The 25,830-nt window shown below is 65.8% G+C and carries 19 protein-coding genes; 2 read left to right on the top strand and 17 right to left on the bottom strand.

Going from position 1 to position 25,830, the window contains the following annotated elements; all coding sequences use genetic code 11:
• Positions 1–77: 77 nt before the first annotated feature.
• From JQ627_RS20090 to JQ627_RS39655, 3 genes are all read right to left on the bottom strand, one after another.
• On the bottom strand, positions 78–452 hold the full coding sequence (locus JQ627_RS20090) for a hypothetical protein (RefSeq protein ID WP_212485879.1): 375 nt from the start codon (positions 450–452) through the stop codon (positions 78–80).
• Positions 453–595: 143 nt separating this feature from the next.
• Positions 596–952, bottom strand: coding sequence for a hypothetical protein (locus tag JQ627_RS20085; RefSeq protein ID WP_212485878.1), 357 nt, complete (start codon positions 950–952; stop codon positions 596–598).
• Positions 953–1,096: 144 nt separating this feature from the next.
• Positions 1,097–1,774, bottom strand: a complete 678-nt coding sequence (locus tag JQ627_RS39655; RefSeq protein WP_212485877.1) for a response regulator transcription factor — start codon at positions 1,772–1,774, stop codon at positions 1,097–1,099.
• A gap of 662 nt (positions 1,775–2,436) precedes the next feature.
• On the opposite strand from JQ627_RS39655, the gene JQ627_RS20075 reads away from it, so the two are divergent.
• Positions 2,437–2,646 (top strand): hypothetical protein, encoded by a 210-nt coding sequence (locus JQ627_RS20075; protein ID WP_212485876.1) that lies wholly within the window; start codon positions 2,437–2,439, stop codon positions 2,644–2,646.
• A gap of 83 nt (positions 2,647–2,729) precedes the next feature.
• Here the strand turns inward: JQ627_RS20075 and JQ627_RS20070 are convergent, their stop codons facing one another.
• Positions 2,730–3,515 (bottom strand): hypothetical protein, encoded by a 786-nt coding sequence (locus tag JQ627_RS20070; protein ID WP_212485875.1) that lies wholly within the window; start codon positions 3,513–3,515, stop codon positions 2,730–2,732.
• 736 nt (positions 3,516–4,251) lie between these two features.
• Between JQ627_RS20070 and JQ627_RS20065 the strand changes: the two genes are divergently transcribed.
• Positions 4,252–4,479, top strand: a complete 228-nt coding sequence (locus JQ627_RS20065; RefSeq protein WP_312015789.1) for an isoprenylcysteine carboxylmethyltransferase family protein — start codon at positions 4,252–4,254, stop codon at positions 4,477–4,479.
• Positions 4,480–4,771: 292 nt separating this feature from the next.
• Here the strand turns inward: JQ627_RS20065 and JQ627_RS20060 are convergent, their stop codons facing one another.
• The 13 genes from JQ627_RS20060 to JQ627_RS20000 form a co-directional block, all read right to left on the bottom strand.
• Positions 4,772–4,984 carry a hypothetical protein gene (locus JQ627_RS20060; protein WP_212485874.1) on the bottom strand — a complete coding sequence of 71 codons (213 nt, stop codon included), beginning with the start codon at positions 4,982–4,984 and terminating at the stop codon, positions 4,772–4,774.
• 57 nt (positions 4,985–5,041) lie between these two features.
• Entirely contained in the window at positions 5,042–7,537 is a 2,496-nt protein-coding gene (locus JQ627_RS20055; RefSeq protein WP_212485873.1) for a DUF4157 domain-containing protein, read from the bottom strand.
• Positions 7,538–7,608: 71 nt separating this feature from the next.
• Positions 7,609–9,759: an ATP-binding protein gene (locus tag JQ627_RS20050; protein ID WP_212485872.1), complete on the bottom strand. Its 2,151-nt coding sequence runs from the start codon at positions 9,757–9,759 to the stop codon at positions 7,609–7,611.
• Positions 9,756–11,216, bottom strand: a complete 1,461-nt coding sequence (locus JQ627_RS20045; protein ID WP_212485871.1) for a hypothetical protein — start codon at positions 11,214–11,216, stop codon at positions 9,756–9,758. The genes JQ627_RS20050 and JQ627_RS20045 overlap by 4 nt, the downstream gene beginning before the upstream one ends.
• Positions 11,217–11,264: 48 nt before the next feature.
• Positions 11,265–13,682 (bottom strand): tail fiber domain-containing protein, encoded by a 2,418-nt coding sequence (locus JQ627_RS20040; RefSeq protein WP_212485870.1) that lies wholly within the window; start codon positions 13,680–13,682, stop codon positions 11,265–11,267.
• A 13-nt stretch (positions 13,683–13,695) separates the two neighbouring features.
• Complete coding sequence (locus JQ627_RS20035) at positions 13,696–15,354, bottom strand: hypothetical protein (protein WP_212485869.1); 1,659 nt, start codon at positions 15,352–15,354, stop codon at positions 13,696–13,698.
• 31 nt (positions 15,355–15,385) lie between these two features.
• A complete protein-coding gene (locus JQ627_RS20030; RefSeq protein ID WP_212485868.1) occupies positions 15,386–18,232 on the bottom strand; it encodes a hypothetical protein in 2,847 nt (948 codons plus the stop codon).
• Positions 18,233–18,247: 15 nt separating this feature from the next.
• Positions 18,248–20,584 carry a phage tail protein gene (locus JQ627_RS20025; protein ID WP_212485867.1) on the bottom strand — a complete coding sequence of 779 codons (2,337 nt, stop codon included), beginning with the start codon at positions 20,582–20,584 and terminating at the stop codon, positions 18,248–18,250.
• Positions 20,581–22,599 (bottom strand): putative baseplate assembly protein, encoded by a 2,019-nt coding sequence (locus tag JQ627_RS20020; protein ID WP_212485866.1) that lies wholly within the window; start codon positions 22,597–22,599, stop codon positions 20,581–20,583. Before JQ627_RS20020 ends, JQ627_RS20025 begins: the two co-directional genes overlap by 4 nt.
• Positions 22,600–23,013: a GPW/gp25 family protein gene (locus tag JQ627_RS20015; RefSeq protein ID WP_212485865.1), complete on the bottom strand. Its 414-nt coding sequence runs from the start codon at positions 23,011–23,013 to the stop codon at positions 22,600–22,602.
• A gap of 9 nt (positions 23,014–23,022) precedes the next feature.
• On the bottom strand, positions 23,023–23,787 hold the full coding sequence (locus JQ627_RS20010; RefSeq protein ID WP_212485864.1) for a hypothetical protein: 765 nt from the start codon (positions 23,785–23,787) through the stop codon (positions 23,023–23,025).
• 8 nt (positions 23,788–23,795) lie between these two features.
• Entirely contained in the window at positions 23,796–24,599 is an 804-nt protein-coding gene (locus JQ627_RS20005; RefSeq protein ID WP_212485863.1) for a phage baseplate assembly protein V, read from the bottom strand.
• Entirely contained in the window at positions 24,596–25,822 is a 1,227-nt protein-coding gene (locus tag JQ627_RS20000) for a phage late control D family protein (protein ID WP_212485862.1), read from the bottom strand. The genes JQ627_RS20005 and JQ627_RS20000 overlap by 4 nt, the downstream gene beginning before the upstream one ends.
• Between the last annotated feature and the right edge of the window lie 8 nt (positions 25,823–25,830).

Below are 25,830 nucleotides of genomic sequence, written 5' to 3'. Positions count from 1 at the left end.
AGTGTCGCGAAAGCGTCTCGGGTGACGCCACCCCTTGACCTTAAAATGATCACAACCTGGCAGTCGTAAATCTGATTTCATGCGGTGGCTAGGTCGATGCCTTGGGTCTCCAACTCCGCCACCACGAAATCCGGAAGCTCGCCCTGGGCAAACAGTCCCTTTAGATCATCGAGAGCCACGGCGGCTATACATCCTATGCAAGCCGAAAGGTAAGCTACAGCGGCAACTGCTCCGGCTTCAGCAAGTACTGCCAAAACCGCTTCATCAACTCCTGCAAATGCGCCAGCCGCGATAAGCGCTACGATTGTTAATTCCTCTCCACCACCTGCGTTTTCCCAGGCAGAATGGATCTTGTGGACGAATTCAAGTGCCTCGTTAATACCCTCGACGTCAGGCACGGGAAGCCCGTTACCACGCATGCACGCGACCCAATTTTCCGAAAATTCGCTCATAAGAGTTGCTCCCCGTTTACGCGTGCCCGCCACGTCGATCGGATGACCGGCGGGAATGTTATTCGGCAAGGGCAGCGGGCCCAATCGTCCAAAGGACAGAGACGAGGATCGATCGAAGAGGAGCGAGGAGCGTAGAGCGGGAACTAGTCCTTTGGGTGGAGGTGGCGGTCGAGAATTGCCGACGTGATGTGGTCCGGATGGGCCGCTCCAAATGCGATGCGGTGGGGACGCAGGAAGTGGAGGGTGGCGCTGCGTCCATCGAACGCAAGCGCAATGACGCAGCCGTCCCGACAGGCGCGCAGAGCCTGTCCGACGTCGGCCTCGCCCTCGTTCTCGCTGAGTCCGATGAACACGACGTCGGGTGCGAGGCGTTCAATTTCGGCAGTCAAATCGTGGCGCGTGCTCAAGCTGCCGACAATAGCGACGTCTGTCCTCTTGGCGAGGCTCGCGGACATGATGTCTGCGTAGACGCCCGGCATCGTAACAAAGGCCACGCGCAAGGAGTTCACATTCCATCCCCCTTCGCCGACGAGGAGTGGGATGCTACGACTACTATCGCGAGAGCAAAATCAGTCAAAGGTTCGAGAGAGATTGGGACGGAGTACGGTCAAGCCAAACTGGGATCGCTTTGCCGGGCTGCAAACCTATATCTGTTTCTTGCTACTCGCCCGGCACTGGCTCTCGATCCAGTGGGCCACCTGGCTTCGGCGCTGTAACCGGAGCTTGCCGAGGATATTGTGGACGTGGCACTTCGCCGTGGTCACCTCGATCTCCAGCCGGCGGGCGATGTCCTTGTTGGTACATCCGGTGCCGAGCAGTTGCAGGATTTCTGCCTCACGAACCGTGAGCTGCGGGATCGGGTCGACGAAGCCCGTCACCGAGGTCCGGGAGTGCTCCGAAATGTGACGCATGAGCCCGGCTGCGATGGCCGGGCCGCAGGCCTGCTCTCCGCGGATGACGCCCTTCACGGTGGCCACCAGTTCCTTGATTGAAGCTTGGCGCGGTACATATCCGCTCGCGCCAATGCTGACCCATTCGATCACGGTCTCGGCATTTTCTTCGATCGCGAGGATGATTAACAGACAACGCCGTGCGCTGCGCGCCAGCGTGTTGGCGGCGGCCTTCGCGTCCGGGAAGGTCGCATCCAAAAGGACTACTCCCGGTCTGTCTGCAGAGCAGACAGCAACCGCTTCTTCGATCGTCGCACCGGCGACAACGCGCGAAAAATCGCCGTCCGATAGAAACGCGGCGAGCACTCCTTCGCGAACGAAGCACACATCGGAGAGGATAAAGAGCGCGAGCTCCGCGCTCTGACGCCTCACTCTCGTATCGGTGTGCTCGCACTCGCGACGAGGGGCAATTCCATGGCTATCGCGAGGGCCCGGCAAGTCGTCCAGCAAATCGGTGTTGTAGGATCGAGCGCTTGGCCTGGGCATCCAATGACTCCTACGCTTTTCATCATGTTTTGAGGCAAAGCGGGTAGACAATCCTTGGTTTAGAAATCTTGCTACCATATAGCGCGGCGTTACTGCCGCCACTAAACCGATCTGCCGCATTTTGCCGCGGCAAATGCACCGAAATTGGTCGACTTTGGGGACACAGGACTTGGTACGCACGCCGCTGTTGGGCGTACAGGAAGTGCCTGATTTTAATTGGATTGTTTAAGTCGCGCGGCAATCCCTCCCGATCCCCTATATTGAAGCGGTTTCGAGAAAGTCACGAAAAATCATGCCTTTCTGCGATACCTAACACGTTCGAGCACCGCTGATGCGCTTGCACGATGACCCGCGATGAATTCTTCGATATCGCCGGGTAGCGACTCTGCCTCTTTGAGCGACCATCGGCTTGGGTGTCGACGTTCACGTGACCATGTCATCGGAACTGGGGATAGATGGCCATTGACGGTATCGGACGGAAAGCGGAGGGGCGGCGGTCGCCGTTGCGGCTAAGCAGCGAACAACCTGCTCACTATGGAGGGCATTCGATGATTGCAGGCGTGTGTCCGACCGACCAAACTGAAATGCACGTTGCGAGCGAGAACGAGAACAAACGAGCGAGCGTCAGCTTCTTGATTGCCGGCGCAGCAATGACAGTCGTTGTATGTTTAGCTGCCACGCAGCTGACCTCAGTGAGAGATTACTTTCTCTACACGGGGGAATACGGCGTTGACATTTCAACAAATACACACAGCTAGACGGATCCGTTCGTTAGATCGGGCCACGACAATGGAGATGCTTCGCGCAAGATCATAGGCTGCAAGTAGGATTGCGCCAGATTCTAGAAGATGACCCGACGCTTGGTCGGTGGCACGGGGACTGGCTGATTGCTCCATCCTGGCACTAGCTGCTCCATTGCACGGTAGACCACGCGCGCGTCTTGTATGGCCTGGATTACCTCCTCGTCGGTGACGTCTTCCCCGTGAATGGCGCGGCCTGCAGTTCTGTAGAAGCGCCGGAATACGTACTTCGCTTCAGCAGGCACGGGCACCTTTTTCATCGGTATTCGAGAGGTGCCCGACTCAGTCCCCACGAGTTCGGCTCGAAACCGACCCTCCAAGTCGCGCCGCAGGCGGGCGAGAGCATTCCAGCTCTCCCCGTTTCGAGCGCTTTGAAGTGCGGCAACGATCTGCGGTGGGTCGGTTGGCTGTTCTTCCCAAGAAGGCACGGGTTGCGGGGGCGGGCTGACAGGCGCTGCGCTTGGGTGATCCGCTTGTTCGCTATTCGGATGAAGAGGCTCGGCTTCTGGTACTGGAGGAGCAACGAATTCAGTCAAGCGAGCAAGGTACTTATCCAGCCGAGCACGCAGTTCCTCGTCGCTAAGATAGATCGCCAGCGACACCTTCCCGAATTCGTCGCGTAGATAGCTAGAGAGCTTGCCGAGATCGTCGCTGCTTAGGGCCTCGTTGAAAGCCGCTTCGGCGGACAACTTCTGAGCGCTGCGTGCCTGAAACCAAATGCGTCCCAACGCGACAACCCAGGGAACTGCTGCCCCGACGACAAATGGTAGGGCACCGAACCAGCGAACCTCATAAAAGGCATATTCTAGCTGGTTGAGGAGACTCATTGGAACGCTGTCCCGTCTTCAGCTGCTCGCTTTAGGAACGGACGCAATTCTACCATTTTGGCGACGAGGGCCAGCGTCAAAACAAAGCGACGTTCGACTCGTGAGGCAAGCACCAAGGAGCTCACTCCAATCCCAAGTAACAGGCCCGCCAGGACAAGAGTGGCAATAGTCCAGACGCTCATAGCGGCGGGGCTGGTAGAGGTAGCCGTGACATGCTGGCCGGCGTCTCCTAGCCGAAAAATGCCCGTTGCCACCGCGGCTAGCAACGCAGTCGACCCAGCAAGAGACCACTTACCTACCTCGAGCGCCCGTGCGTGCTCCCACTCGTAGCTCTTTTCGACGGCCTTATGTGGATCAACCGCGTCGTTCGCTACAAGCTGCAACAGGTCGGCTATTCGTGTTGACCTCGCCATCGGCATCTCCCGGAGGGGCGATTAGAATTTACGGGCGCTTGAAGCGCAAGGCTGGTGTTTTTTGCGGCGGCCCACCGCGTCCGGTACGGATGTGAGGGGATGGTCTTAAGCGACCTGTAGCGTCGGAACGGCGGGAGACGGTGAATTGGTATCGGGAATGCGTCAGTAGCCGTGGCCGGCAAATCCGGCGAAAACCTCCAGCGATTTTAAAGCCACAACTTTCGACAGCTTGGCTGACGGTACATCCGTCCGAACAAAATTCGTTTCCCAATTGCATCAATATATTATGCGACTCGCTGATAATCGGGTGGACATCGGTACTGGTGACCGACGGCGTCTATCGCTGGTCGCGCAATCCGATGTACCTGGCGATGACGGCGCTGCTTGGCGCGCTGGTGGCCTTCCCGGCCCAGCCCTGGCTGGCGCTGGGCCCGGCAGCCTTCGTCGCGTTCATCACGCGGTTCCAGATCGTGCCGGAGGAGCGGGCGATGCAGGCACGCTTCGGTGCGGCCTATGAGGCGTATCGGGCGAAGGTGCGGCGCTGGCTGTGATGGCCGTGGGGGGGGCGCCGCGCCGCCTCCCTTCGTGCAGGGCCCGCATGCCCGACCACGCGTGCGGAACCGATTGCGCTGGCGGAGGGACTGGTGCCGCAGTCGAACCTTCTCTAGCTGCAAAGCGCCTTGCGGCTCGCGCTAGCAGCGGGCCCTGCGCCCCCGCTTGTCCCGCAATCGCGATGCGAGTTGTTGCGCCGACGTCACGGCTTGCCCTCAGCAAAAAGAGGGCAATTCAACGAAAAGTCGCGCTGTGCGTCGGCGCAAGCTCAACTCGCACCTGAAGACGGTACTAGCTGGCGCCGAGTTTTTGGCAATGAAGACATGGCGTCAGAATTTTCGATGACTGTTGCTGTCGCGCCACCCTCGAACCGCTGGCAATCCAAGGGCGCATGCTGCGGCTCCGATGCGGGTCGGCCATGAACGCTGCCGCGATCGCGGCGAGAATGATCGTCCGATAGGGAATCGCCAGATACCCCACCATCAGGAAGGTAACCGCGCCCATGATCGGCGCGGCCGGCGCTTCGCGCCCTGCGCGGAATGCGCACCATTTCGAGCATGCTCAAAGCTTGCACTCTTGTGCGCCCGGCTGCTGCGTGTCGGACACCTCCGTCGCCAGTGTCGCTGTCTCGGCCAGAATGTCCGGCATCGATTCGATGGGCGTGACGAGCCGCGGGTCCGGCGGGATGCCTGCACGTAGATCCAATGTGACGCCGTTCTGGGCTGCGGTGACTCGCAGATTGGCGATCTCGGCCGTCGTCAGGCTGCCCGGCTCGTAGGCGACCGTCAGGGTCCGCGCCGCCGGATTGGTGATCGTGACGCGAGCCTGCCTCACACCAGCGGTGAAGCTCGGAATTCTGCGGGGGGTCGCTCCGAAATTTGCCAGCTGAGCGATGTCCTCCTCCACGGCCGCAGCAACGTCCGCGCCGCCACGCGACTTCACCGAGACGAGATCTCCACCCGCGATGTCGATCGTGATGCTTTCCCCGTTGCGCATGGCATTCTGCAGCCCGGCCGTATCCGCAATGACCTGTCCCTGCTGCCCGCGAATCGTGATCTGCGCGTCGCGGGCGAGATCGATGCCGGGGAAATTGCCCTCTCCACGGAAGAGTCCACGGGCCGTCAGCCGGTCCGTGATCCTGATGGCGGCGGCCCTGAAACGGGCGCGGATCAATTCCCCGATGGCGATGCGCGCTTCGACCAGGCGGCCGCGTTCGAGCGGAGCGAGGATTTGAGGATTGAACAGCCGATTGCCGACTCTTTGTATAATGGCCTTGGCGAAGCGGGCCGCGAGCCCGCCCAGCAGGGCCATGGCTCCGCAAACACCGATCGTGAGACTGCTGGAGCTGATCAGCTCGCAGTCACACTCGCGCTCCTTCGGCGAGCGGTCGGACCGCGAGAGGTTGTAGCTCGCCTTGTAGATCGACGCGCCCTCGATCGCCAATGTCGCGAGCAGCAGCCCGTATCCGACCTCGCTGGCAAACGCGAGGCCCGAGACAGCACCTGCGGCCGCGCCCGGAATGGCTCCGGCGCCGCCCGCGGCGGTGCCCGCGATGCCACCCACGATGGCGCCGGCCAGAACCGCACCGATCAGGAACCAGCCGTACAGCCGGCCGGCCGCAGAGTTGAGGTGGCGCAGGATCGAGAAGGCGTCGTCGGCCGCCCTGTTGAACTCCAGATCCCAGAGATTGGAGCCGAGGGATTTGATCTTCTCCCAGATCATTCCGAAGTCTTGCCCGACGCCGGGCCATGGCCAGATCAGCTCCCATGCCATCTCCTTCAGGATGGGCCACCAGTTCTCCGCCATGTATTGGAGCTTCGGATTGAGGTGCCGCAGGATGCAGTCGACGTTTTCGTTGGAAGCGATCGCCGTCGCGAGCGACCGCGCCTTGTCCGCCGCGCCGCCGATCATTCCTGTCAGAGACGCGCGGATCCGCTCCATGTAGGGATCCGGATTCTTGTAGATGTCCCATGCGAGCTCCAGAAGGTCGGCCGATCCCTTGAGGACCTTTACGCCGCCGAGGAGCAGGCCGGCACCGGGCAGCATCTGAACGCACGGATGCCCAACGACATCGAGAACCGTGTTGAGAACGCCCGTGGGAGCGTCCTCGGCGTCCGGCTTCGAGTGACCCGTCACCTCCGCGAGGGACAGGTTTTGCGGCGCCGTGAGCATGTCCAGCGAGATTGGCGCGAACAGCGAGCTGCCGATCCCCTTTGCGCAGTGATAGGCTGCCTTGAGCTTGTCTTCGGCCGTATTGTAGACCCACCGGCCCGCCGAATAGAGCTTGCCGCCGACCCACTTGGTTCCCGACCAGGCTGCCGAGGCGCCGGCCTCGACCTTGCCACCGACCCACTCGGCCGCGTCCACGAACGGATCGTACCAGGATCGTCGCACCGGAACGGAGGACCCTCGCGCCGGCTGCAGCGTGTGCGCCAGCTCGTGCGCCAGCAGATGCCGCCCGCTGCGCGTGCTCGGCGCGAACTGGCCCGGTGCGAAGGCGATGTCGCTGCCGACCGTGAAAGCGCGCGCGTTGAGAGCGCTCGCCGCCTGCACGGCGGCAGGTCCGTCGTGGATGCGCACGCCGCTGAGGTCCGCGCCGAGCATCGTCTCGAAGCCGCGGCGGGTCTCGCGCGGCAAGGGCCGGCCGCCGCTGCCGAAAAACGAGAGCGCCGGCATCGCGGCGGCCGCCGAAGGCGTCGGCTGCGCACCGTTACCCTTGAGGCGCACCGGAGTCTCCTCGTCGCACTGGCCGCATGGAACGCCGGCTGCGCACGACGCGCATTTGCGGCGCACGAGAGTCGGCGGTGCGCCCGAGACGGCTGCGTCCGCGATGCGATCGGCCTCGCGCTCGTCGGGATCGTTCGGCTGACTGACCGTGAGCTTGGCCCGGATGATGCCGCTGCGCAGCAGCGACTGAATCGCGAAGTTGCCGGCCGACTCCTGCACGCCGGCGCGATCCACATGCGCTGCATCCGCGTGCCGCGGGACACACGACCCCGCGCGGCCCGCCAGCGGGCGGAGCGCGAGCTTGGCACCGTTCTTCGCAACGCGTTCCATCGAAACCTCCCAAGCACCTCAGCCGCGTCTCAGGTGTCGCGGCCTGTCCAGCGGCCTCGCGCGTCCTCGTCCTACAGGCTGTCGGCGATCAGCGTGTGGTGCTGCTTGAACTCCGCGGGCGACGGCGCGCGCCCCTGTTTCATGAGCTCGCGTGCGAGCGCGACGACGATCGCCTTCATTCCGACGCAACGTTGCTCGCTCTGCGCGGCGAAGAAGGCCGCGTCGAGCGTGACGTTGCGGATCTCGCCGCCGCTGAGCGGGAACTGAGCCGCCAGGAACGCGACGTCGACATCGCCCGCGATCGGAATGCCGTTCGCCAGCATCAGCCGCCACAGCCGCTCGCGCGCGTCGCGGTCCGGCAGCGGGAAATCGACCACGAAGTTGAGCCGCCGCGAGAACGCCGTATCCATGTTGCGGCTGAGGTTGCTCGCGAGGAACACGACCCCGGCATATTCCTCGATGCGCTGGAGCAGGAAGGCGGTCTCGATGTTGCTGTAGCGGTCGTGCGCGTCCTTCACCTCGGAGCGCTTGCCGAACAGCGCGTCGGCCTCGTCGAAGAACAGGATGGCGTTGGAGTGCGCGGCGGCGTGGAAGATCTTGTCCAGATTCTTCTCGGTCTCGCCGATGTATTTGCTCACCGTCTGGGAGATGTCGACGCGGAAGATGTCGAGCCCGAGCTCGCGCGCGATGGTCGCGGCCGCCATGGTCTTGCCGGTGCCGGACGGTCCCGAGAACAGCAGGCGCAGGCCGAAGCCGCCGGCGCGTTGCGCCAGGCCCCAGTCGCCAAACACGAGCTGGCGGTCGCGGATCGCATGCACGATGTCGCGTAGCCGGCGGATCGTCGAGGGCGGCAGCACCAGATCCGACCACGTGAAGGGCTGCGGCATCCGCTGCGCCATGCGGGCGATCGACTGGTCCGAGGCCGCGCGCGCCGCCGCCGCGAGCTCGGCCGCGGACACCGGCTCGGCGTCGTCGCGATGATCCGCGAGCGCCTGCGCGGCGCGGTCGATCTGCTCGGTCAGAAGCCCGAAACTGTCCGCCACATGCTCTACGGCGGCCGGGCCGGCGGCGAGCTGCCGTGCGCAGAGCGCGGTCGACCAGGTCACGACACGGCCGCGTCGATCGAGGTCGGAGATGCCGATCGAGATCACGTGCGCGCCGCGCAGCGCCTCGGCCAGTGGCCCCGGCGTCTCGCAATCGAGGATGACCGGCCGACGTGTCTGCCGCACCAGACGCAGGATCATGCGGGCGTCATTGGTGAGCCGCCCCTCGCTGTCGCTGAGCTGCTCGACGCCGCTCAGCAGCAGTCCGGCATCGGTCAGTCGTTGGCGCAGCAGCGCATCGCGCAGTGTCGCGGCATTCTCCTCGTGGTGCCGCGGCAGCGCGGCCGCATCGAGCGTCAAAAGGTCGAGGTCGAGCATGCCGCAGAGGGTCGCTGCCGCAGCCTCCCGCAGCATAGCGTCGCGGCCGTGCAGCAGCCAGATCGGCGCCGTCTCGGAGCCGCGCGTCCAAGCGCGGCAGGTCGTGCGCAGCCGCGCACGCACGAGGTCGTCGAGGGCGGCTGTGCGCAGGAGGCCCTCGCGCGGCCGATGCTCGATCAAGTCGCTGCCATCCGCATAGCCGAGCGCGAGCAGATAGCCGGGCAGCGCGGGGTGGATCTTGAGCGCGGCGTGCATAGTGCCTGCCGGATCCGGGCCAATCGTATGCAGCAACCGGCTGGTCAGGAGCGTCGCGTTGGCGCGCAGCGCCGCGCGGACGTCGAGGCGCGAAGCCGCGTCGCGGCCGAAGAGGCGCTCGAGCAGGCCGAGTGTCGGCGCCTTGCGCGTCACGTCGTTGTTCAGATAGGCGTACAGGGTCTCGTATTTGAACTCGATCTCGGGCGCAGCCACCGCCAGCAGGATGTCCTGCTCGACCCTCGTGAGCTCGAATTCACGGGACAGCCGCACGAAGGGCGACATGGCTTCGGTGAACGACGCGCGATCGACACGCAGCTGTTGAGCCACAAGATCAAGCTGCGTCAGGTCCGATGTGCCGTCGGACGCCTCGCGCACCAGAGCGTCGACCTGCTCGTCGCTGATGTAGAGGCCGCGAAACTCATCGAGCGAGAGTTGGTACGCAGCGCGCAGCCGCAGCGTCTCGCGATGGATCAGCGCGTCGAGCCAGTCCAGTTCGGCGCGCAGCTGCGCGACCGCGGCCGGGACGATGCTGGGGCGCGGGGTCATCGGCGCACCGCGACGCGCACCGCTCGGCCGTCGGGCAGCGCATAGCTTGCGCGATCGGCGCCGGTGATCTTCCAGATCACGTCGAGCGGAGGCGGCTTCAGGGCGACGTCGATTGCTCGACTGTCCATTCGGATCGATCCATCGGTGGCCAGAAGATTGTCCCAGAGATAGCGGAAGCTCGATCCCGCGAAGCCCGGCAGCCGCCACGCATAGGCATTCATGGCTTCGGAGGCGAGCTGGCCGATGATCCGCGCTGCTCCACGGGGCACCGCGAGCGGAGCAAGTCCGAGCCGGATGTGCGCACGGTTCTGCTCTTCGATCCCATCCGAGGTTGGAGGCGATACCGCGCCGAGGCCGGGCAGGGGCCACGCCACGCTCGTCACATGAGCCAGCTGCCCCTCATCGACACCGAGGGCCTCGCGCAACGGGGCGCTGTTCCAAACCTCCGGGGCGCGCGCGCCCGCGGATGCGCCGAGCACATGAAGTGCGAAAGCAGCGGCGTCGGGCCGACCCTCGAGGGCACTCAGGATCGAGGGCAGCAGGAGCCAGGCCCCGCCGCAGCCGGCATGGAGCTCCCGAACGTCCGCGCGCGGCTGTTCACGCCGCAGCGCCTTTACGGCGTCCGCAACGGCGTCGGCATCGAACTGTGCGAGGCCGCTTCGCACCTCGGCGAGTGCAGCCGCGTCGCCGTCGGCGGCGAGCCTTTGCACCAGGCCCTGGAACTCCACCCATGCCCCCGGCTCGTCCGGATCGCACGTCGCGGCCAGACCAAACAGCACGCCTGCGAGCGCGAGGGCGCCGGCATTCGCTTCAGCATCCGGTTGCCGCGCGATGGCAACCGCCAGGGCGAGCTGCTGCTGTGGCGTCTCGAGTGCAAGGCAACGCTGCGAAAGCGCAGCCGCGACGACGCTCGCGGGATCGCAGGCCGTCTCAGGATTGGCGGTGCTCAGCACGGCAGCCAGCGCGCGCTCCGCATCGGCGCGCGAGAGCAGCGCGATGACGCGATCGAGATCGGCGGGAAGAAGCCGGCTGAGGGCCGTTCGGCTCGCCACCGGTTCGTCGCCGATCAGCGTGCGGACGATCGCGGAAGCCGGCAGCAGGCGGAGCCCATCGAAGGCGCGGTGCCAGACGCGCGCGTAGGCGGTGCCCTGCGCGAGATCGCTGAAGAAGCGTGACAGCATCTCGGGCCGATCCTGGAAGCGCATGGCGTCGGGACGTTCGAGCGCGCGCCACAAGCTGCACGACAGTTGGTTCGCCAGCGCGCGTGCGATCCGCTCGCGCGGCCACTGCGCATTGATAGTGGCGTCGAACCGCAAGGTCTCGATCACGACGATGGCCTCGCTGTCGGTTTCCGCCGCGAGGATACGGTCGAGATAATCCGGCAGCTCGTGCTGCACCGAGGAGAGGACCCGCTCCAGGATGCCGCGCGCGCGGCGCTCCTCGGCGGCCGCCGGCACGTGGCATTCGACGATGAGCTGCTCGATCGCCAGGGCGGAGGACATGGGTCACTTCCTCCTGCGCGAAGTTTTGGCGCGGTTGGTCGCCTTGCGCGCGGAGCGCTCGTCCGAAAGGCGAGCGAGCTCGTCCCTGATCTGCTTGTTTTCCTCCTTGAGCTCCTTGATGGCCTCGATCAGCAACGGCATCAGCGCCGAGGTCGAGAGCGCTGCGCCGCGCTCGTTGACGGTGACGGCCTCCGGGACGACCCTTTGCACCTCCTGCGCAACGAGGCCGAGCCGGTTCTCGGTCTGTCCGCGCGCCGCGCCGCCCTTCCACTCGAAAGCGACCCCACGCAGCTGAGTGACCTTGTCGAGCGCACCCGAGATGCCACGGATGTTGGACTTCGCACGCTCGTCGGAGACCTCGTGCACGTCCCGGCACCACACCGTGAGCCAGGCGTTGGCATTGAACTGGCCGAACGGCACCGCGAGGTTGCGCGCATCCAAGAACTGCACGCCACCGTTGCGCGTCCCGAATGTGACTCCCTGTTGCCCTTCGCCGCCGACGATCGCCTGCTCGTTGGCGGCGCCGCTCACTTGCATGAACGAGCCGCCTACATGCAGCTTGTCCACGGGGCTCGCCATGCCGATGCCGACATTGCCATCGCCCGCGATCCAGTTGATGACGCAGTTGTGGGCCGCGCTGCGGATCGACAGGTCGTTCGACGCCGTGAACAGATCGACCATGGACCCGTTCGTGAAGAGCGCAATGTGCTTGTTGCGCGCGCCGTTCTCCAGGAGGATGTTGTCGCCGACCACGTGCAGATTCGCAGTGGGCGCGTTCACGCCCACGCCCAGCTTGTCGCTCACGAAGGTGGCGTTGGCCTTGATCGAGATGAGCGGCGCGTTGGTGTCGTTCGCGCCGGTTAGCAGCATCTCGGCGGCGCTGCCCGTGCCGGCCGTGTTGAACGCCTCGAGGAAGATCTTGTTGTCGCCGGGATTGTTCTTGAGGATCAGCTGGCCGCCGCCGGCCGCCTCGAGCCCGAGCTTGATCGAATTCCCGTTGACGTCGAGCTTGTGCTTCGGCGCGGGGGTGCCGATGCCGACATTGCCGTCCGGCGCGTCCGGGTTCATCACGATATGATGCGGCGGGGCGCCACCGCCCGAGCGCAGGAAGAGATCGCTCGTGGTCGATTGCAGGTCGACCGCCGCGCCGTCGGTGCGCATCTCGATGGTCTTGGTCCCGTCGGTGCTGTCGAGCCGCACGCGGTCGCCTTTCACGTGCAGCTTGCGCGCTGGCGTATCGTTGCCGATGCCGATGTTGCCGCCAGACATCACGGTGAGCTTCTCGCTGAACTGCCGCGTGGCCGGGTCGGGGTCGTCTATCGCGACTGTGCTCACGGCCAGCCGGTTGTTGGCCTGCGCGTCGGGCCCGATCAACACCTGCAGCGCACGCCCGCCGGGGGGCGCCGCGCTGTCGCCGAGGCGCTCGATCGAGAGCGGCGTCTGCCGGTCGGAGCCGTTGATGTCGGCGAACCGGAGCGCGCCGCGCGCCAGCCGGACATCGCCGATCATGCGCAGGTTGCCCTCCATCCAGACGAGATCGCGCCGCGTCTCGGCGAGCGGATCGCCCGACTGGAGACGCGCTTGGAAGCGGCCCGGATCGTCCGGGCGATCGCTGCGGTTTCGCAGCACCAATGCGCCGTCCGTCGCGAGAATAGTCTCGGCCGGAACCCCGATATATTGGCGGAACTTGCGGCAGCGATCGTCGCCAATATCGGCAGCGTCGATGTTGCGATTGACGAAATAGCCGCCGCCCTGTGCGTATACTACCCAGCGGACGAACCCGATCGGCACCAGCCAGCGTGCCCGCTGACTGTCGGCCGGGAAGGTCTGGTGCGGGATGCTCTCGTCGAACACAAGGCCAGCTGTCATGTCGAAGGCTTGTAATGCGCGATCCGCGGCGACGGCCTGGCCCGCGATGGCGAGACGGCCGCGCCGGTCCGTGAGGGTCGGCTTATCGCCGATCACGAAGCGATAGCTCTCCTGCACGCGAGCGTATGTCTCGCCGGCGTCGCAGCGCTCGAAGCCCGGCGCCGGCGCCCTCGCGTTGGTCTCGTCATACTCGAGCCACACGCGCACGAAACGTCCGCGCGGTGTGCCGTTGTTCTTGACGGGATCGTCGACATCGGCGTCATAGGCAATCCCGGCGAACAGGCTCTCGGGCAGCAGTTCGCGTCTGAGCGCGACGATCTGGCGCGCGAAGCCGTCGAGCGCCATGCCGGGAACCAGTGTGACGTTGCGCCGCTCCGGCGCGCCCGGCGTGGGGCTCTCGACCAGATAGAGCCCGATCGCGATGCCCGCCGTGTGCGCGCCGAGCTCGTGGCGGCCGAGCTGTACATGGCCGTACTCGACCACGGCATTCATGTCGTCGGCGCCGATATACTGTCTCTCGTAGAAGCGTGGCCGTTGATTCTGGTTTGCCATCACGGCCTCCGTCTTACCTGTTCCGCGCCAGTCTCTCGATCTCCGCGCCTTGCGCGCTCACGACGCGTTGCAGCTCGGCCACCGTCGCGCGCAGGTCTGCGACCTCCGGCGGCGCTCCGCCGCCGGCTCTGGACAGGAGCCGCGCCATGCCGTCCGGCATGGTCGCTTTTTGTATCATCTCGGAAAGCGCCGTGAGCGTAGCGGGTGTGACGCCGTTCGGCAGCTCCGAGACCGGCGCCGCTGCTGCGCCGGACGGCTGCACCATCGCGGCAAGGCCGACATGTTCGGTGTTGCTGCGGATTATGCTCTCGAACGCGCGGAAGATGATCTGCCAGATCTCGCGACTGCTCCCACAGCAGAGCTTGGCGAGCCCGTCCTTGATCGCGGCCCACTGGATGAATGAGCTCCAGTAGTAAAGCGATGGCAGGGCGAGCGCGAATTCGCGCGCCGACCAGTTGCAGATCTCGATCACGCGGCAGCTCTCGGTGTCGACCGTGACCACCGCGAGCGGCACGCAGTCGCTGGCGAATTCCGGGCAGGGCGGCAACAGCGCCGAGCAGAAGCATTCCCGGAACGCGTCGAGCCAGAGGTCGTTCAGCCGGTCGAAGGCGGCCTTCCAATCGCCGGCCGAGACCGCGTTCTCACGTCCGTGCAGCATGGTCGGCCGCGGGGTGGCGATCCGGTCGAGCTCGCGCGCGAGGTCGCAGCGATGAGCGACGTGCTCGGCCGCGAAGTCCCGCAGCGCCGACAGATACTCGCTATGCGCCAGCCCGATCTCGTGGACATTGCCGGTGAGGTTGTTCTGGATCTGAGCGAAGGAGTCGCGGATCTCGACCGCCTTGAGATAGCACGCGATCAGCCGCAGCAGCAGCGGTCCGAACTGCTCCGCCTTCGCGGCCAGCATGCCCCACACGCCGTAGCGGCCTAGATCAGCGGGCTTGCGCTTCGGATCGACATACTTCGTCGCCGTGAAGCGGAAACCCTCACAGATCTGCGTCGGCTCGCACTGCGGATTGTACCTGGTGGCCGCCTTGCTCGCAGCCGTCCTGTGGATCGATGCGCCACCGCCGCATCCACCTCCGCTCGCGTGCTTGCCTGAACCGCCGCAGCCGCACGAGCCCTTGCCACCGCACGAGCACGGCTCGGTCATCAGCGGCTGCACGCCGCGCGAGGGACGTTCCTCGTAGCAGATCGAGAGGACGTATTGCCGAATACCTTCCTTGCATTCGGTCGGCTGCTGCGCGCCGTAAGGATCACAGTCGTTGTCGCGCGGCTTGCACCGGCTGATCAGGTCGCAGATACTGGCCCTGGCGTCCTTGCAGACGATGATGTCGTCGCCGCAGGGCGAAAGCGCATAACCGGTCTTCACCACAACGCTACCGGGATCGCAAAAGTCGCAGACGACTTCGAGCCCGCACACCACCCCGGAGCCGTGGAAGTAGCGATTGTGCAGCCGGTTCTTGGCTATGACGTAGTTCTCGAGACGATTGAGATCGTCCTCGGTCAGCACCTGACCGGCGAAGAAGCGGGGGCGGCACAGGCATTCCAGGCCGCCGCAGGTCGGACAGGGCGGCGGACACTCGCACTCGACGTCGCCGCGCGGGGGAGTGTGAGGCCGCAGGCCGGTCGCGCGGCCGATGTAGCGATCGATCAGTTCGTGAGCCATGGGCATGGTCGTTCTCCGTATCGGCAGCCGTGATCGATCACAGGATCAGGAGCTTTCCTTCGCGCCTGGCCTTGTCGAGCTTGGCCCAGTCGCGCTCGGAGATCCCGGCGCGACTGCGGAAGTCGTCGGCGTCCGCGAAGGGCTGGCGCTCGCGCGCCGCAGCGATGCGCCGCGCCACCGCGTCGGAGACGCCGGTCGCCGCCACGATGGCCTCGGCGCTGCTGAAGTTCGCGAGCGTCGGCATGCGCTCGAGCGTTGGTTGTTCCGGCGTGAAGTTGCGGAACATTTCGCCGAGGCGGGACACCTCTTGCGGCTGCTCGCGGCCTTGCGAGTCGCGCTGGGTGAGGAAGAACCAGCTCTCGAACAGGCCACCTTGCGTGAGATTGCCTGAGGGATTCTTGCCGCCGAGGATCGGCGGCTGGCGCGCGGCGGGCGGGGGCTCGCCCACTTGCCCGCCGATATTATCACCGTCGAGCACGCCGAACTCCGTGTACTTGCCGCCGGCGTCGGGCGCGAACACGAAGTTGCCCTTCAGCGATACGTTGACACGCGGCAAGTCGAGTGGCACGCGCATGTTCGCGTTTATGAGGTAGTAAAGCAGCAGATAAGGCCAGGCCGCTTGCGGCTGGTTGTTCGAATCGAACACCCAGAAGAATTGCCGGCGCGGGATGAAGGTGACCGCGAAGTTCGCGATCTCGCCAGTGTGCGGCGTTGGTACCGGTCCCGGAATCTGGACGATGTCGCCATACATTCTCAGATCGATGGGAAAATAGACACCGGAAGAGACCGCCTGAGCGGGCTTGCCCTCCTGGGTCGACATGGGCGCGTCGATCCGTACCTCGAGCGTGCGGCGCGTCACGCCCTTAACTTCGCGGTTGAAGTAGACCGTGAGCGGCGGAACGTCGCGCCCGCGCTTGATGCGCTCGACGATCAGGTCGGTGAGGTCGACTGGCGCCGTCGGGGGCGCCATGTACTGATCGGTGAATTGGTTGATGTTGCGCCGCTCCTCGAAGCGCCAGCCGATGTCGAGGATCTTCGGCAGGTCGGGATAGAAGCCGATCCCGTCCTTCCCCGGCGCCCCGTTCGTACCGGTGCCGTCTTTTCCGTCCTGGCCCTTGTCGCCTTTCGGTCCCTGCGTGCCCCTGGTCTGCAAGCATTCGAGCCAGGCTTGCAGGGTCTGCGTGCTGGCGAGGATCTTGCGGCCCGCGCGGTTGTCGATGCGTGCGCGCTTGGCCGCGAGATCGTTGGCGAGCGACTCGTTCGCAGCATCGAGCACCGATGCGCCGGCCTGGTAGCGCTCGATGCTGGCTAGCATGATGCAGTTCGGCGTGTCGCAGCTGTGGCAATCCTGATGCCAGATCAGGTCAGCGCAGGCGATCTCGATCTGCTCGTCCGACACGACAACGCCGAGGCCGGCATTCTTCAACAGGCCGATGAGACGCAATCCTGTGCCCGGCACGGGCCGCGGCGCCGTCAGGATCGCGGGCTGGCCGGTCGCGAGCGGCGCGAGAACGGCGGCCTGCACGAAGGTCGTGGTGCCGGATTCCTCGATCGCATAGAGCATGCCGTCGGCGCCAGAGGCGACGAACTCGGGCACATGATCGAGCGTGAGAGTGGCGAGCAAGCCGGCAGCGGCGCCGAGATTCGCCGCGTCAAGGATGAACAGGGACTTGGTGGTCCGGCTCGCGACCGCGATCAACGTCTTGCCGCCGGTTTCGAGATAGGCGAGGGCGGAGGGCTTGGCGGTCGCCGGAAGCGCCGTCGCGTCCGTCGCCGAGGACGAGCTCGCCAGCGTGATCGCCTTGAGCTTGCCGGCCGCCTCGTCGATCGCATAGGCGGCGCTGCCGTCCGACTTGGCAACGAAGCTCGTCAGCGACGCCGTGATGCTGCCGAGCGAGGTTGAGGCGGACTTCAGCCCATTGGCCCCGTCCTCCGCGTAGGCAAGCAGCGCGCCCGACTGGCGCACATAGACGATCGCGGCGCGGCTGACGTCGCTCGACGCCGCGAGCGCGACCGTGTTGGCACTTGTGGTGCCCGTGATGTCGATGGTTGCGACGACAGTGGGCGAGGCGGGGCTGAAGACCTGGATGACGTCGGTGGTTCCGGCCTTCGGGCCGGTGGCTACGAAGGCGAAGTTGCCACGGCCCGCGACCGCCATGGCGTCGGCGCCGAGATCACTGCTGCCCGCGTGATGGGTCGCGAGATCGAACGTGATCAGCTTCTGCGGCTGCTTGGCATCGAGCGCATAGATCACGTTGCCGACCAGCGGTGCGTTGCCGAAGCGCGGCGTATTGGCGCCGAGCGAAGCCTCGGCGGCGCGGGCAAAGACTACGCTGGCGAGCTCGGCTGGCTGCACGCGTGGCAGGGGCGTCAGGGCCGGATCTACCGTCACGTCAAACGCATAGGACTCCAGGATCCGGTTGGGCGCGCAGCCATTGTCGTCGCACCCGCAATCGTCATAGAGCACCGGCACGTTCTCGGTCGGGCACTCGACGTAGCGGACGCAGATCCCGAGCGCATGGATGCGCCGCGGGTCCTCCTTCGCGAGTTCGGCGACCTTTTTGTAGGTGAGGAGGTCGAGCATCTCCTCCTCGGGCACCAGGATGTCGTGTCCGCAGCAGTCCACCGCCGAGCCCGGCTCGACGCGCACATAGCGCCTTTGGCAGTCCTGGTTCGGATGCTGGAAAACATTGAGGCCGCAGACCACGCCCCAGCCATGCAGTCGCGCCTGGTGCAGCCGCATCTTCTCCTGATGGAAATGTGTCTCCGCGATGAAATCGGAGGCGCCCATCATCTTGCCGGTGAAATAGTTGTTCCTGACGAACGGCTCAAATTCGCAGGTGACGCATCCAAGTGCGGCTTCGGCGTCGTGCTTGGAATTCATCGCGAACCTCCCAGCTCAATTCAGGCGCATCGTTTCGCCGGCGCGCGCATTCACGCCGACGACTGCGGGACGTCCCGGATGCGGCGGCAGCACCGTGCCGTGTCCGAGACGGTTGTCGCGCAGCCGCAGGCCGGCCGGCACGCGCGCGATCACGCTGTCCAGGCCGATCATCGCCTGCACGCCGACGCGGAAGCGCGGCTCGACATATTCGACCCGCCATTTCGTGTGCGCCGGAGCTTCCTGCGCGAGAAGGCGTTCGAGGCCGCGGCGCTGCCAGTCGTTGCGCTTCAGGCAAGCGGGCACGAACACCGTGAACTGATGCGCCGAGGTGTGGAACGGATCGCGCAACGGATCCGGCGTCGAGATCAGTTGCGTCGCCGGATTGCCGTCGGGCGGGCAGGAGAGGGGGCCGACGCGCGCATTGCCGGTCCGCTCGGCACCGCTCAGCTCGCTGCGATTGACGATGCGCTTGCCCCACAGCATGGCGTCGTCGCCGAGCCGGCCTGCGCCGACGAACAGCCATCGCCGCAGGCGGAAATGCTCGAGGATCAGAGCCGGCCGCGGCGGCGGGCAGCGCCTGGGCGGCGGGGCGCAGTTGTCCGGCCGCGGAAAGCAGCGCATCTGCGGGCAGGCATCGTCGCACTCGGCGCGATCGAAGCCGAGAAAGGTCAACAGCAGGTCGCGCAAGCCGGCGACGGTGCCGCGCTGACCGTAGAGCTTGGTCGCGCGCTTGAGCAATGCGCGCCGGATTGCCTCCGGCCATTGGCGGTCGAGCGTCACCCCGATCCAGCTCGCGAGCCACGTCAGCACATCGACTACGGGCTGTCCTTCGCGCGTCTTGGCGCGCGGACGTTCGGAGGGCGCGCTCAAGGGATCGAACAGCTCGTGCGTCGTGTCGATGCGCGACTCGATCGAGCGCAGCGTGGTGTCGAACAGCGCCGTGAAGCGGTCCGTGAAGTCGGCGCTGATCGGATCCATGCCGTAGACGCCTGGCAGGTAGCGGCGCAGCGAGACGCGGGGAAATTCGACGACGATGCGGCTGATCGCCGGCGTTGACTGGCCGTCGCCGCTCAGCACCAGGCACAGCCAGAGATAGCGGCCGGGCGGGCTGCGCACCAGCGCGTCGGCCACGCCGTCCTTCATCGCGCGGATTGCGACGGTGTCGCTCCACGCCTGTGGCGGAAGATCCGCGAGTTCGCCGTCATCGAGCACGATATCGGATGTCGTTGTCCGGATATCGATACGCGTGCGCGCGGCCAGCGTTCCGGCGAGCTGCACGCGGTGCCAGACGCAGCCGCGGCGCCGCGAGTCGAGGGCGGCGCTGCGATAGTTCCCGAGCTTGCCATAGAGCGCGGGCGCGACGCGATCCTTCTCCTTGGCCGGATAGCCCTGGGCGTCGAAGACCGCGTCGCAGGGCGTCCCGAGATGCAGCCTGCCGTCGCGGTCGACCGCGATCGGCGGGCAAGGGAAGCGGCGCGCCGCATCGACCGCGCGCGGCGGGATCGGCTGACGCTGCCCGTCGACTATCTCGACCGCGGCGGCGACGAGCTTGCCCGACGCATCCAGCACGTTGTTCTCGATGACGGCGAGAAGTGCGTCGTGACAGTCGGTCGCGAGATGCGACACCCGACCAAGGTTTATCCATGCCTTCTGCCAGCGGCCATCGCGGTCGAACACGTCGATGCGGCCGTGGTCCGGATCGCTGACGTGGATGCGGCCGTGGGAGTCGACCGCGATCCCGAACGGCGCCCAGAGCTTGCGCAGCCCCGTGGAGACCGGCAGCCGCAGCGTGCCGCGCGGCACCGAGCCGATGAGGTCCAGGAAGACCACGCGATGATACGCACGGTCGACGATCAGCAGCGTGCGACCCGCGATGGCGAGTCCCGTCGGATCGCCGAGCTGGTCAGGCGGCACGAAACTCGGCGGCCTCGGGACGCAATCGTTTCCGGCTGGCGGGCGGGCAATCAGGCAGGGCAGCGGCTTGAATGCGCAGTCGCACGGGTCGAAATACTTGATGAGGCCGTTGCCGCGGTCCGCCAGGTAGACGGCACCGTTGCGCGCGACCGCGACATTGGTCGGCGGCTTCAGGCCGCCGAAGCTGCCGGAGCCCTCGGCGAGCGTCCGGTCTGTGTCCGGCGCGGGCGTGAGCGTGAGGGCGCGCGCGCAGGGATCGATCTCGACCGCATCGAGCCGGCCGACCGCGAAACCGCGCCGCGGATCCGCGCCGCCGCGCGCATAGAGTACGAGCGCGAGCGGATCATGCGGCAGCCCGTGCTCCGCGCCGACGTGCAGCGCGTCGCGCTGCGCTACGGTGAGCGCTCCGGTCGACGATGCGGTGGCGTGTATGTTCATGCCGCTGCCTCCGCATCCGTGAGCCGGACCTCGAGCTGATGCTCACCGGAGAACAGGAGGCTGTTGGCCGCGATCGGCACGTCCTTGCATTCCGGGAAGTCTTCGCCATCGACCGTGATCACGAGCCGCTCGATCGAGTCGACGCCCTCGACCGAGAAGATCCGTTGATACACCTTGGAGTAGCGGACGGTCTCGCCGAAGCCCCAGCCGTCGCCTTCGTCACCGCCGATGATTGGGTCGAAATAGGCGGCGATCGCCGCCTCGGCCTGCTCGCGCACGCCCGCGGTGTCAGCATCGTCCTCCGCGACGATGTCGGCCGTGATCCTGATCTCCTGATAGCTCGGCGCCACCACGAACACCTCACTGGTAAGCAGCCGCCGCGCATCCAGGTAGCTGCAGACCGTGCGCAGCAGTCCTTCGGAAGGCATCGGCATGAACGGCCGCCCCGGGACCCGCTTGGCGTTCGGCACGATGACGACGCTGATCGCGCCCGGGACCTCGACGGTCGGGAACTGCGGATGCAGCAGCGGGAACGCCTTGGCGCGGGCGATGTCGCCGGCCTGCTTCGCCAGCACTTCGAAATCCTCGAGCGTCACGGCGCGTCCTTGCGCGCGGATCGAGCGCCGGGCCCGTTCCTTCGCCGCTTCGATGCGCTCCTCTTCCCGGCCGCCGACGGCCGCGAACAGATTGGTGACATTGCCGCCGTCGATGCCCTCGACCGGCGTGATCAGGCTGTTGATCGCGCGCGCCGGCACGTTGCCGCGCGCACCTCCGCCGTAGCGATATTCCAGTGCCACCACATTGGCGTCGGGGTTCTGCGCATTGGCGATCGGCACCGCGCCGTGCACGCCGTCGCCGGCATTGAGCGTGCCGCTGCTGGCCGAGAGCGCGAGCACCGGATCGTTCGATCCTGCGTCGAGTAGATCCTCACGCACCTCCCAAACCGCGGGCCCGGTGCCGTCGTCGATCTGAATGCGCACGCTGCCGGCGATTACCGGCGTATTCGCGAGCTCCCATGTCTGGTTGCGTGACCCGTCAGTGCCGCCCAGCACTTCGCCTTGCACAGTCTGCGCCTGCAGCGCCATCACCATATTGGTGCGGATCGCGACGATGGTGGGTGGCGTCTCGTATTGCGCCTTGGCCAGACGCGCGCGGATCCAGAACAGCTTCGGCTTGCTGCCGTCGCTCGGATAGGTGCCGACATAGTCGCGTTTCATCGGGCCGGGCGCGGGCGCCCGGAGCGTGATGAAGCCGCTGCGCGTGAAGGCGAGCGTGCCGTCCTTCAGCGCGGCCATGCGCTGCCATTCGGCGCCGTTCCAGAACTCCCACTGCACCCGTGCCGACGGGAACGCGGTCTGCCCCGGCCCGCAGGTCACCACCGGCTTTTCCGCTCGGTCGCCTTTAGCATACACCGCGATGTCGAAAGTCGTGTCCGGGAAGTCGTCCGGCGTCGGATAGGCGCTCGGAAAGCCGAGCCCGAGCACAAGCGCGGCTTCCGTCAGCGCCAGCTCGCCGAACGGCAGGTAGGGATCGAGCGCCTCGTTCGCGGCCGTCAGGTCGCGGTGCACGCCCGAGTCGTAGCTCTGCACCGACTGCAGCGTCGCCGTGAGGGCGCGCGCGCTCTTCTCGGTCTCGTAGATCAGCGGCGGTCCGCCGTCGTCCGCGGGCGCCGAGACCTGGGTGCGCGGCGGCACATCGATAAAGGGCATGGTCGTGGTGTCGGTGACCGGGAACATCACGTCGACGCGCGCCGGCTGCGCGGCCTGCAGCTCGATCCCCACCATCTCGAGAAACTTGAGATAGTTGAGCTCCGGCACCTTGCCCATGCGGTAGAGCAGCATCTCGGAGAGCCAGGCGAGGAGCTGCGCCAGCGTGATGCCCGGGTCGCTGTCGTTGTGGTCGTTCCACACCGGCTGCCATTCCGGCGTGTAGCGTGCGATCCTCGTCTTCACCTCCTCGACGATGTCGTCGAAGCGGCGATCGTCGATGATCGGAACCGCGTCCTTGAGGGCCATCTAGTGTCCCTCCGTGATGTAGAACGGATAGACCAGGTTGCCGATCGCATTGGTGGCGCGGATGCGGTAGTTCACGCGAATCAGCAGCAGATTGGGGCTGTCGGCGGTGCTCTCCGCGAGCACGTCGAGCACGTCCACGCGCGCCTCGTACTTTACCAGCGCCTCGCGCACCATGTGCACGACCAGGGCGATAGTGCCGGCATTGTTCTCCGAGAACACGAGATCGTGGATGCCGCAGCCGAAGTCTGGCAGCATTGGCCGCTCACCGCGCGCGGTCGCCAGGATCAGCAGGATCGACTCCTCGACCCGCTGCTCGGCGCGCGCCTGGGCGATCTTCCCGTTCGGCGTCACCTGCAAGGGGAACTTCCAGCCGATGCCGAGGAAGCGCCGTTCCTGGGGTGCGGGGGTGGCCATATGCAGTCCTCACGACAACCATTGCTTCGCGCCGCCGCCCGACGGCGCGTAGAGAATCTTGTTGGTCTCGATGTCGCCCTCGACGATGACGTGTGCGCCGGCCGCGGGCGTGAGCCGGATGTCGCCGTTCGCCACCAGCAGGAACTTGGCGAGAACGTTGCCGCCGCCGTCGCAATTTGCGATCTCGACCTCGAAGTTGGGTTGTGCCCGGATCTCCAGGTAACCCGCAGCCTGCATGGCATCGCCCTTGAGCTGCATGCGCACCTTGTGCGCCTCGTCGGGCTTGGTCGTTGGCGTATCGAACTGCGTGGTGAAGCGCTTGTTGGCGCTCTCGTCCACGAAGGTAAAGGTCGGCGACGGCGCTCCGAGCGTCGTCTCCTCGACGCCGGCATGCGTCGTCTTCACCAGACCGCGCACGAAATAGGTCGGCGTGCCGGCCTCTGCCGGCTTGTAGACGTCGGCATCGGCCGCGTCCTTCTGCCCGACCGCGACCAGCGTCGCCTCCCAGGCGGGCGCGCCGCCCGCCTTGAAGGCCGCCGCCAGCGGCTTCGCCGACTTGAGCTCGTCGTCGCCGGGCGCGGCACGCCAGGTCTTCTGCATCTCGTCCCAGAGTTCGGCTGGGCTGCCACGAAACACGAAAACGCCCGCGAGCGTCACGTCGGCTTCGCCCGCAACGGCGCCGTCGGAGAATTTCACGTCTGTCAGCCGGAGGGTCAGCGGCTTCGTGAGCGGAGCCGTGGTGCTGGCCAGGACGGGGGCGGGGACGGTTGTCATGACGCGCCTCAAATCAGGTTGCCGATGCCGGGCGAGTAGACGGGGCTCGCCACCGCATTCGCGATAAGCGCGCTGCACGTGACCGCGCCTGTGAAGTTTGCGAGTCCCGCATTGACCGACAGCACGCCGGTGTTGATGGACGTGACGCCTGCCGCATTGATCGAGGCCGAGGTGCAGTTCACGGTGACGACGCCCGCCGTGTTGATGGTCAGCGTGCCCGGGGAGGTGACCGACACGCCGGTGGAGTCGACGCCGATTGTGCCGGCGCCCGTCGTGATGGTGATCGACGGCGGCGTGGTGTTGAGCTTGATGCTGACGAGCCCCGCCGGGCCCGCATTGATCGAGATGTTGGACGCACCCGCCGTGTCGTCGAGGGTCACCGTGTGCTGGGTGGACTTGATCTCGATCTTCTTCGCGGGCTCCTTGTCCTCGAGCGTGATGCTGTGCCCGCCGGCCGACTTGACGATGACGCGGCGGTCGCCCTCCTTGTCCTCGAAACGCAGCTGATGGCCGCCCGGCGTGACGATGACGCGGTTATGCGCCTCCTTCTCCGGAGACACATGCTCGCCGTTCCAGAGGAAGCCCAACACGTAGGGCGTATCCACCTTGCCGTCTTGGAACCCGACCAGGACCTCGTCGCCTTTCTCGGGCATGAAGAGCGCGCCGCGCCCCTTGCCTGACATGGGGCTCGCGATCGGCGCCCAGCAGCTCTCGAGCTTGTCGTCGATCGAGCGATACTCGACGATGCAGCGTCCCTGCTTCGCGTCGATCTTTTTGACGAAGGCGGTGACAACGCCCTGCCTGTGGCTCATGGCTTCGTCCCTTTCGGCAAGGGTTCTTCGCGCCGCGCCGTGAAGCGCGTCGTGTAGCCGGAATCTCCGATCGTGTGGGTCGTCTCGGTGACGAAGTAAGTGCCGGAGAAGCGCGAGCCGACACCCTTGATGCGGATTCGCTGGCCAGAGCGGAGATCGGGCAGGCCGACCGTGGTGCCCTGTGCGGTCACCATCTCCTTCAGGCGGTCGGAGAGGATCGCCAGCGCGCGCCGGCGCGCCTGCTGCGGCGTGACCTGCGGCTCGTTCGCGACCACCTCCTCGCGCGGCTGGCAGCCCGGCTGCGTCAGCAGCTCCAGCAGGTCGCTGTTGGTCTTGATGTCCGGATGCTTGAGGTCGACCGTCTCGCGGATCGCTTTGTTGGTCTGCCGGTTCCAGGCCCGCACCTCGACGCTCTTCACCTGCTTCGCGGTGGACAGCGTCGGCTTGAAGTCGATCAGCGAAATGCCCCACTCGAGCTCGTAGGTCACGTCGCGCAGGCGGGGATGCTTGTCGTCAGAAGGGCCGAAATAGAGGAACTCCTCGATCTTGCCGTTCGCTTTCTTCTCGCTGTCGATGAACACGACATAGCCGGCGTTGCGCGCGCGCAGGAACAGGAAGTCGATATCGTACTGGTTGTCCTGCGCGACATAGTCGAGCGGGATCTCCTTGCTCATCGCGGTTTTGCTGACGCGGATCTTCAGCTTCTTCTGCGTCGCCGGATCGGTCAGCGTCTTGATGCTTTGGGCGATCTGGCTGTCCTTCTTGTTCGTCCAATGCTGCGAGCGCTGCTTGTCACGCAGCCGGTGCAGCACGTTCAGGGCGCGCACCGCGAGGGTGGGAGGGCCGCTCGCGGGAAAGTTCGGCTCCATGGTGGTGACACTGCCGCGGGTCATCACCGTCAAGCGGCTGCCGTAGCCCATGCGCAGCTCGAACTCGCGCGCACATGGCTCGAGCAGCTTGTAGCGCAGCGACTCCGGCGAGGCGGGCGAGAGCGTCTTCTCGGTCTCCGAGCCGATATATTTGAAGCGCCGTGCGGCGGAGTCCCAGTTGCCGACCGTGAGCTCGAAGCTGTCGATCTCCTTGATGCTGTCTTTGTAGGTAACCTGGGTGATGTCGCGGATGATCGCTTCCGGTACCGCCGTGCCCTCGGCATGCACCTCGAAGCGCGGGATGTAGAACTCCCCGAACTCCCTGGCCTGCTTTGCGAGTGTGACGACTGCCATGGCGCTGC

It is taken from the genome of Bradyrhizobium liaoningense (assembly GCF_018130785.1).
In the GTDB taxonomy this organism is placed as follows: Bacteria; Pseudomonadota; Alphaproteobacteria; order Rhizobiales; family Xanthobacteraceae; genus Bradyrhizobium; species Bradyrhizobium liaoningense_A.
The sequence above is the reverse complement of the archived record's forward strand: the minus strand, read 5'-3'. Positions and strand labels throughout refer to the sequence as shown.

Coding starts and splice junctions, on each gene's coding strand:
- JQ627_RS20050 (WP_212485872.1), bottom strand. CDS start 9,759: ATGACCCCGCGCCCCAGCATCGTCCCGGCCGCGGTCGCGCAGCTGCGC.
- JQ627_RS20025 (WP_212485867.1), bottom strand. CDS start 20,584: ATGAACATACACGCCACCGCATCGTCGACCGGAGCGCTCACCGTAGCG.
- JQ627_RS20090 (WP_212485879.1), bottom strand. CDS start 452: ATGAGCGAATTTTCGGAAAATTGGGTCGCGTGCATGCGTGGTAACGGG.
- JQ627_RS20015 (WP_212485865.1), bottom strand. CDS start 23,013: ATGGCCACCCCCGCACCCCAGGAACGGCGCTTCCTCGGCATCGGCTGG.
- JQ627_RS20060 (WP_212485874.1), bottom strand. CDS start 4,984: ATGGGCGCGGTTACCTTCCTGATGGTGGGGTATCTGGCGATTCCCTAT.
- JQ627_RS20030 (WP_212485868.1), bottom strand. CDS start 18,232: ATGAATTCCAAGCACGACGCCGAAGCCGCACTTGGATGCGTCACCTGC.
- JQ627_RS20040 (WP_212485870.1), bottom strand. CDS start 13,682: ATGGCAAACCAGAATCAACGGCCACGCTTCTACGAGAGACAGTATATC.
- JQ627_RS20035 (WP_212485869.1), bottom strand. CDS start 15,354: ATGCCCATGGCTCACGAACTGATCGATCGCTACATCGGCCGCGCGACC.
- JQ627_RS20055 (WP_212485873.1), bottom strand. CDS start 7,537: ATGGAACGCGTTGCGAAGAACGGTGCCAAGCTCGCGCTCCGCCCGCTG.
- JQ627_RS20070 (WP_212485875.1), bottom strand. CDS start 3,515: ATGAGTCTCCTCAACCAGCTAGAATATGCCTTTTATGAGGTTCGCTGG.
- JQ627_RS20020 (WP_212485866.1), bottom strand. CDS start 22,599: ATGGCCCTCAAGGACGCGGTTCCGATCATCGACGATCGCCGCTTCGAC.
- JQ627_RS20000 (WP_212485862.1), bottom strand. CDS start 25,822: ATGGCAGTCGTCACACTCGCAAAGCAGGCCAGGGAGTTCGGGGAGTTC.
- JQ627_RS20010 (WP_212485864.1), bottom strand. CDS start 23,787: ATGACAACCGTCCCCGCCCCCGTCCTGGCCAGCACCACGGCTCCGCTC.
- JQ627_RS20075 (WP_212485876.1), top strand. CDS start 2,437: ATGATTGCAGGCGTGTGTCCGACCGACCAAACTGAAATGCACGTTGCG.
- JQ627_RS20005 (WP_212485863.1), bottom strand. CDS start 24,599: ATGAGCCACAGGCAGGGCGTTGTCACCGCCTTCGTCAAAAAGATCGAC.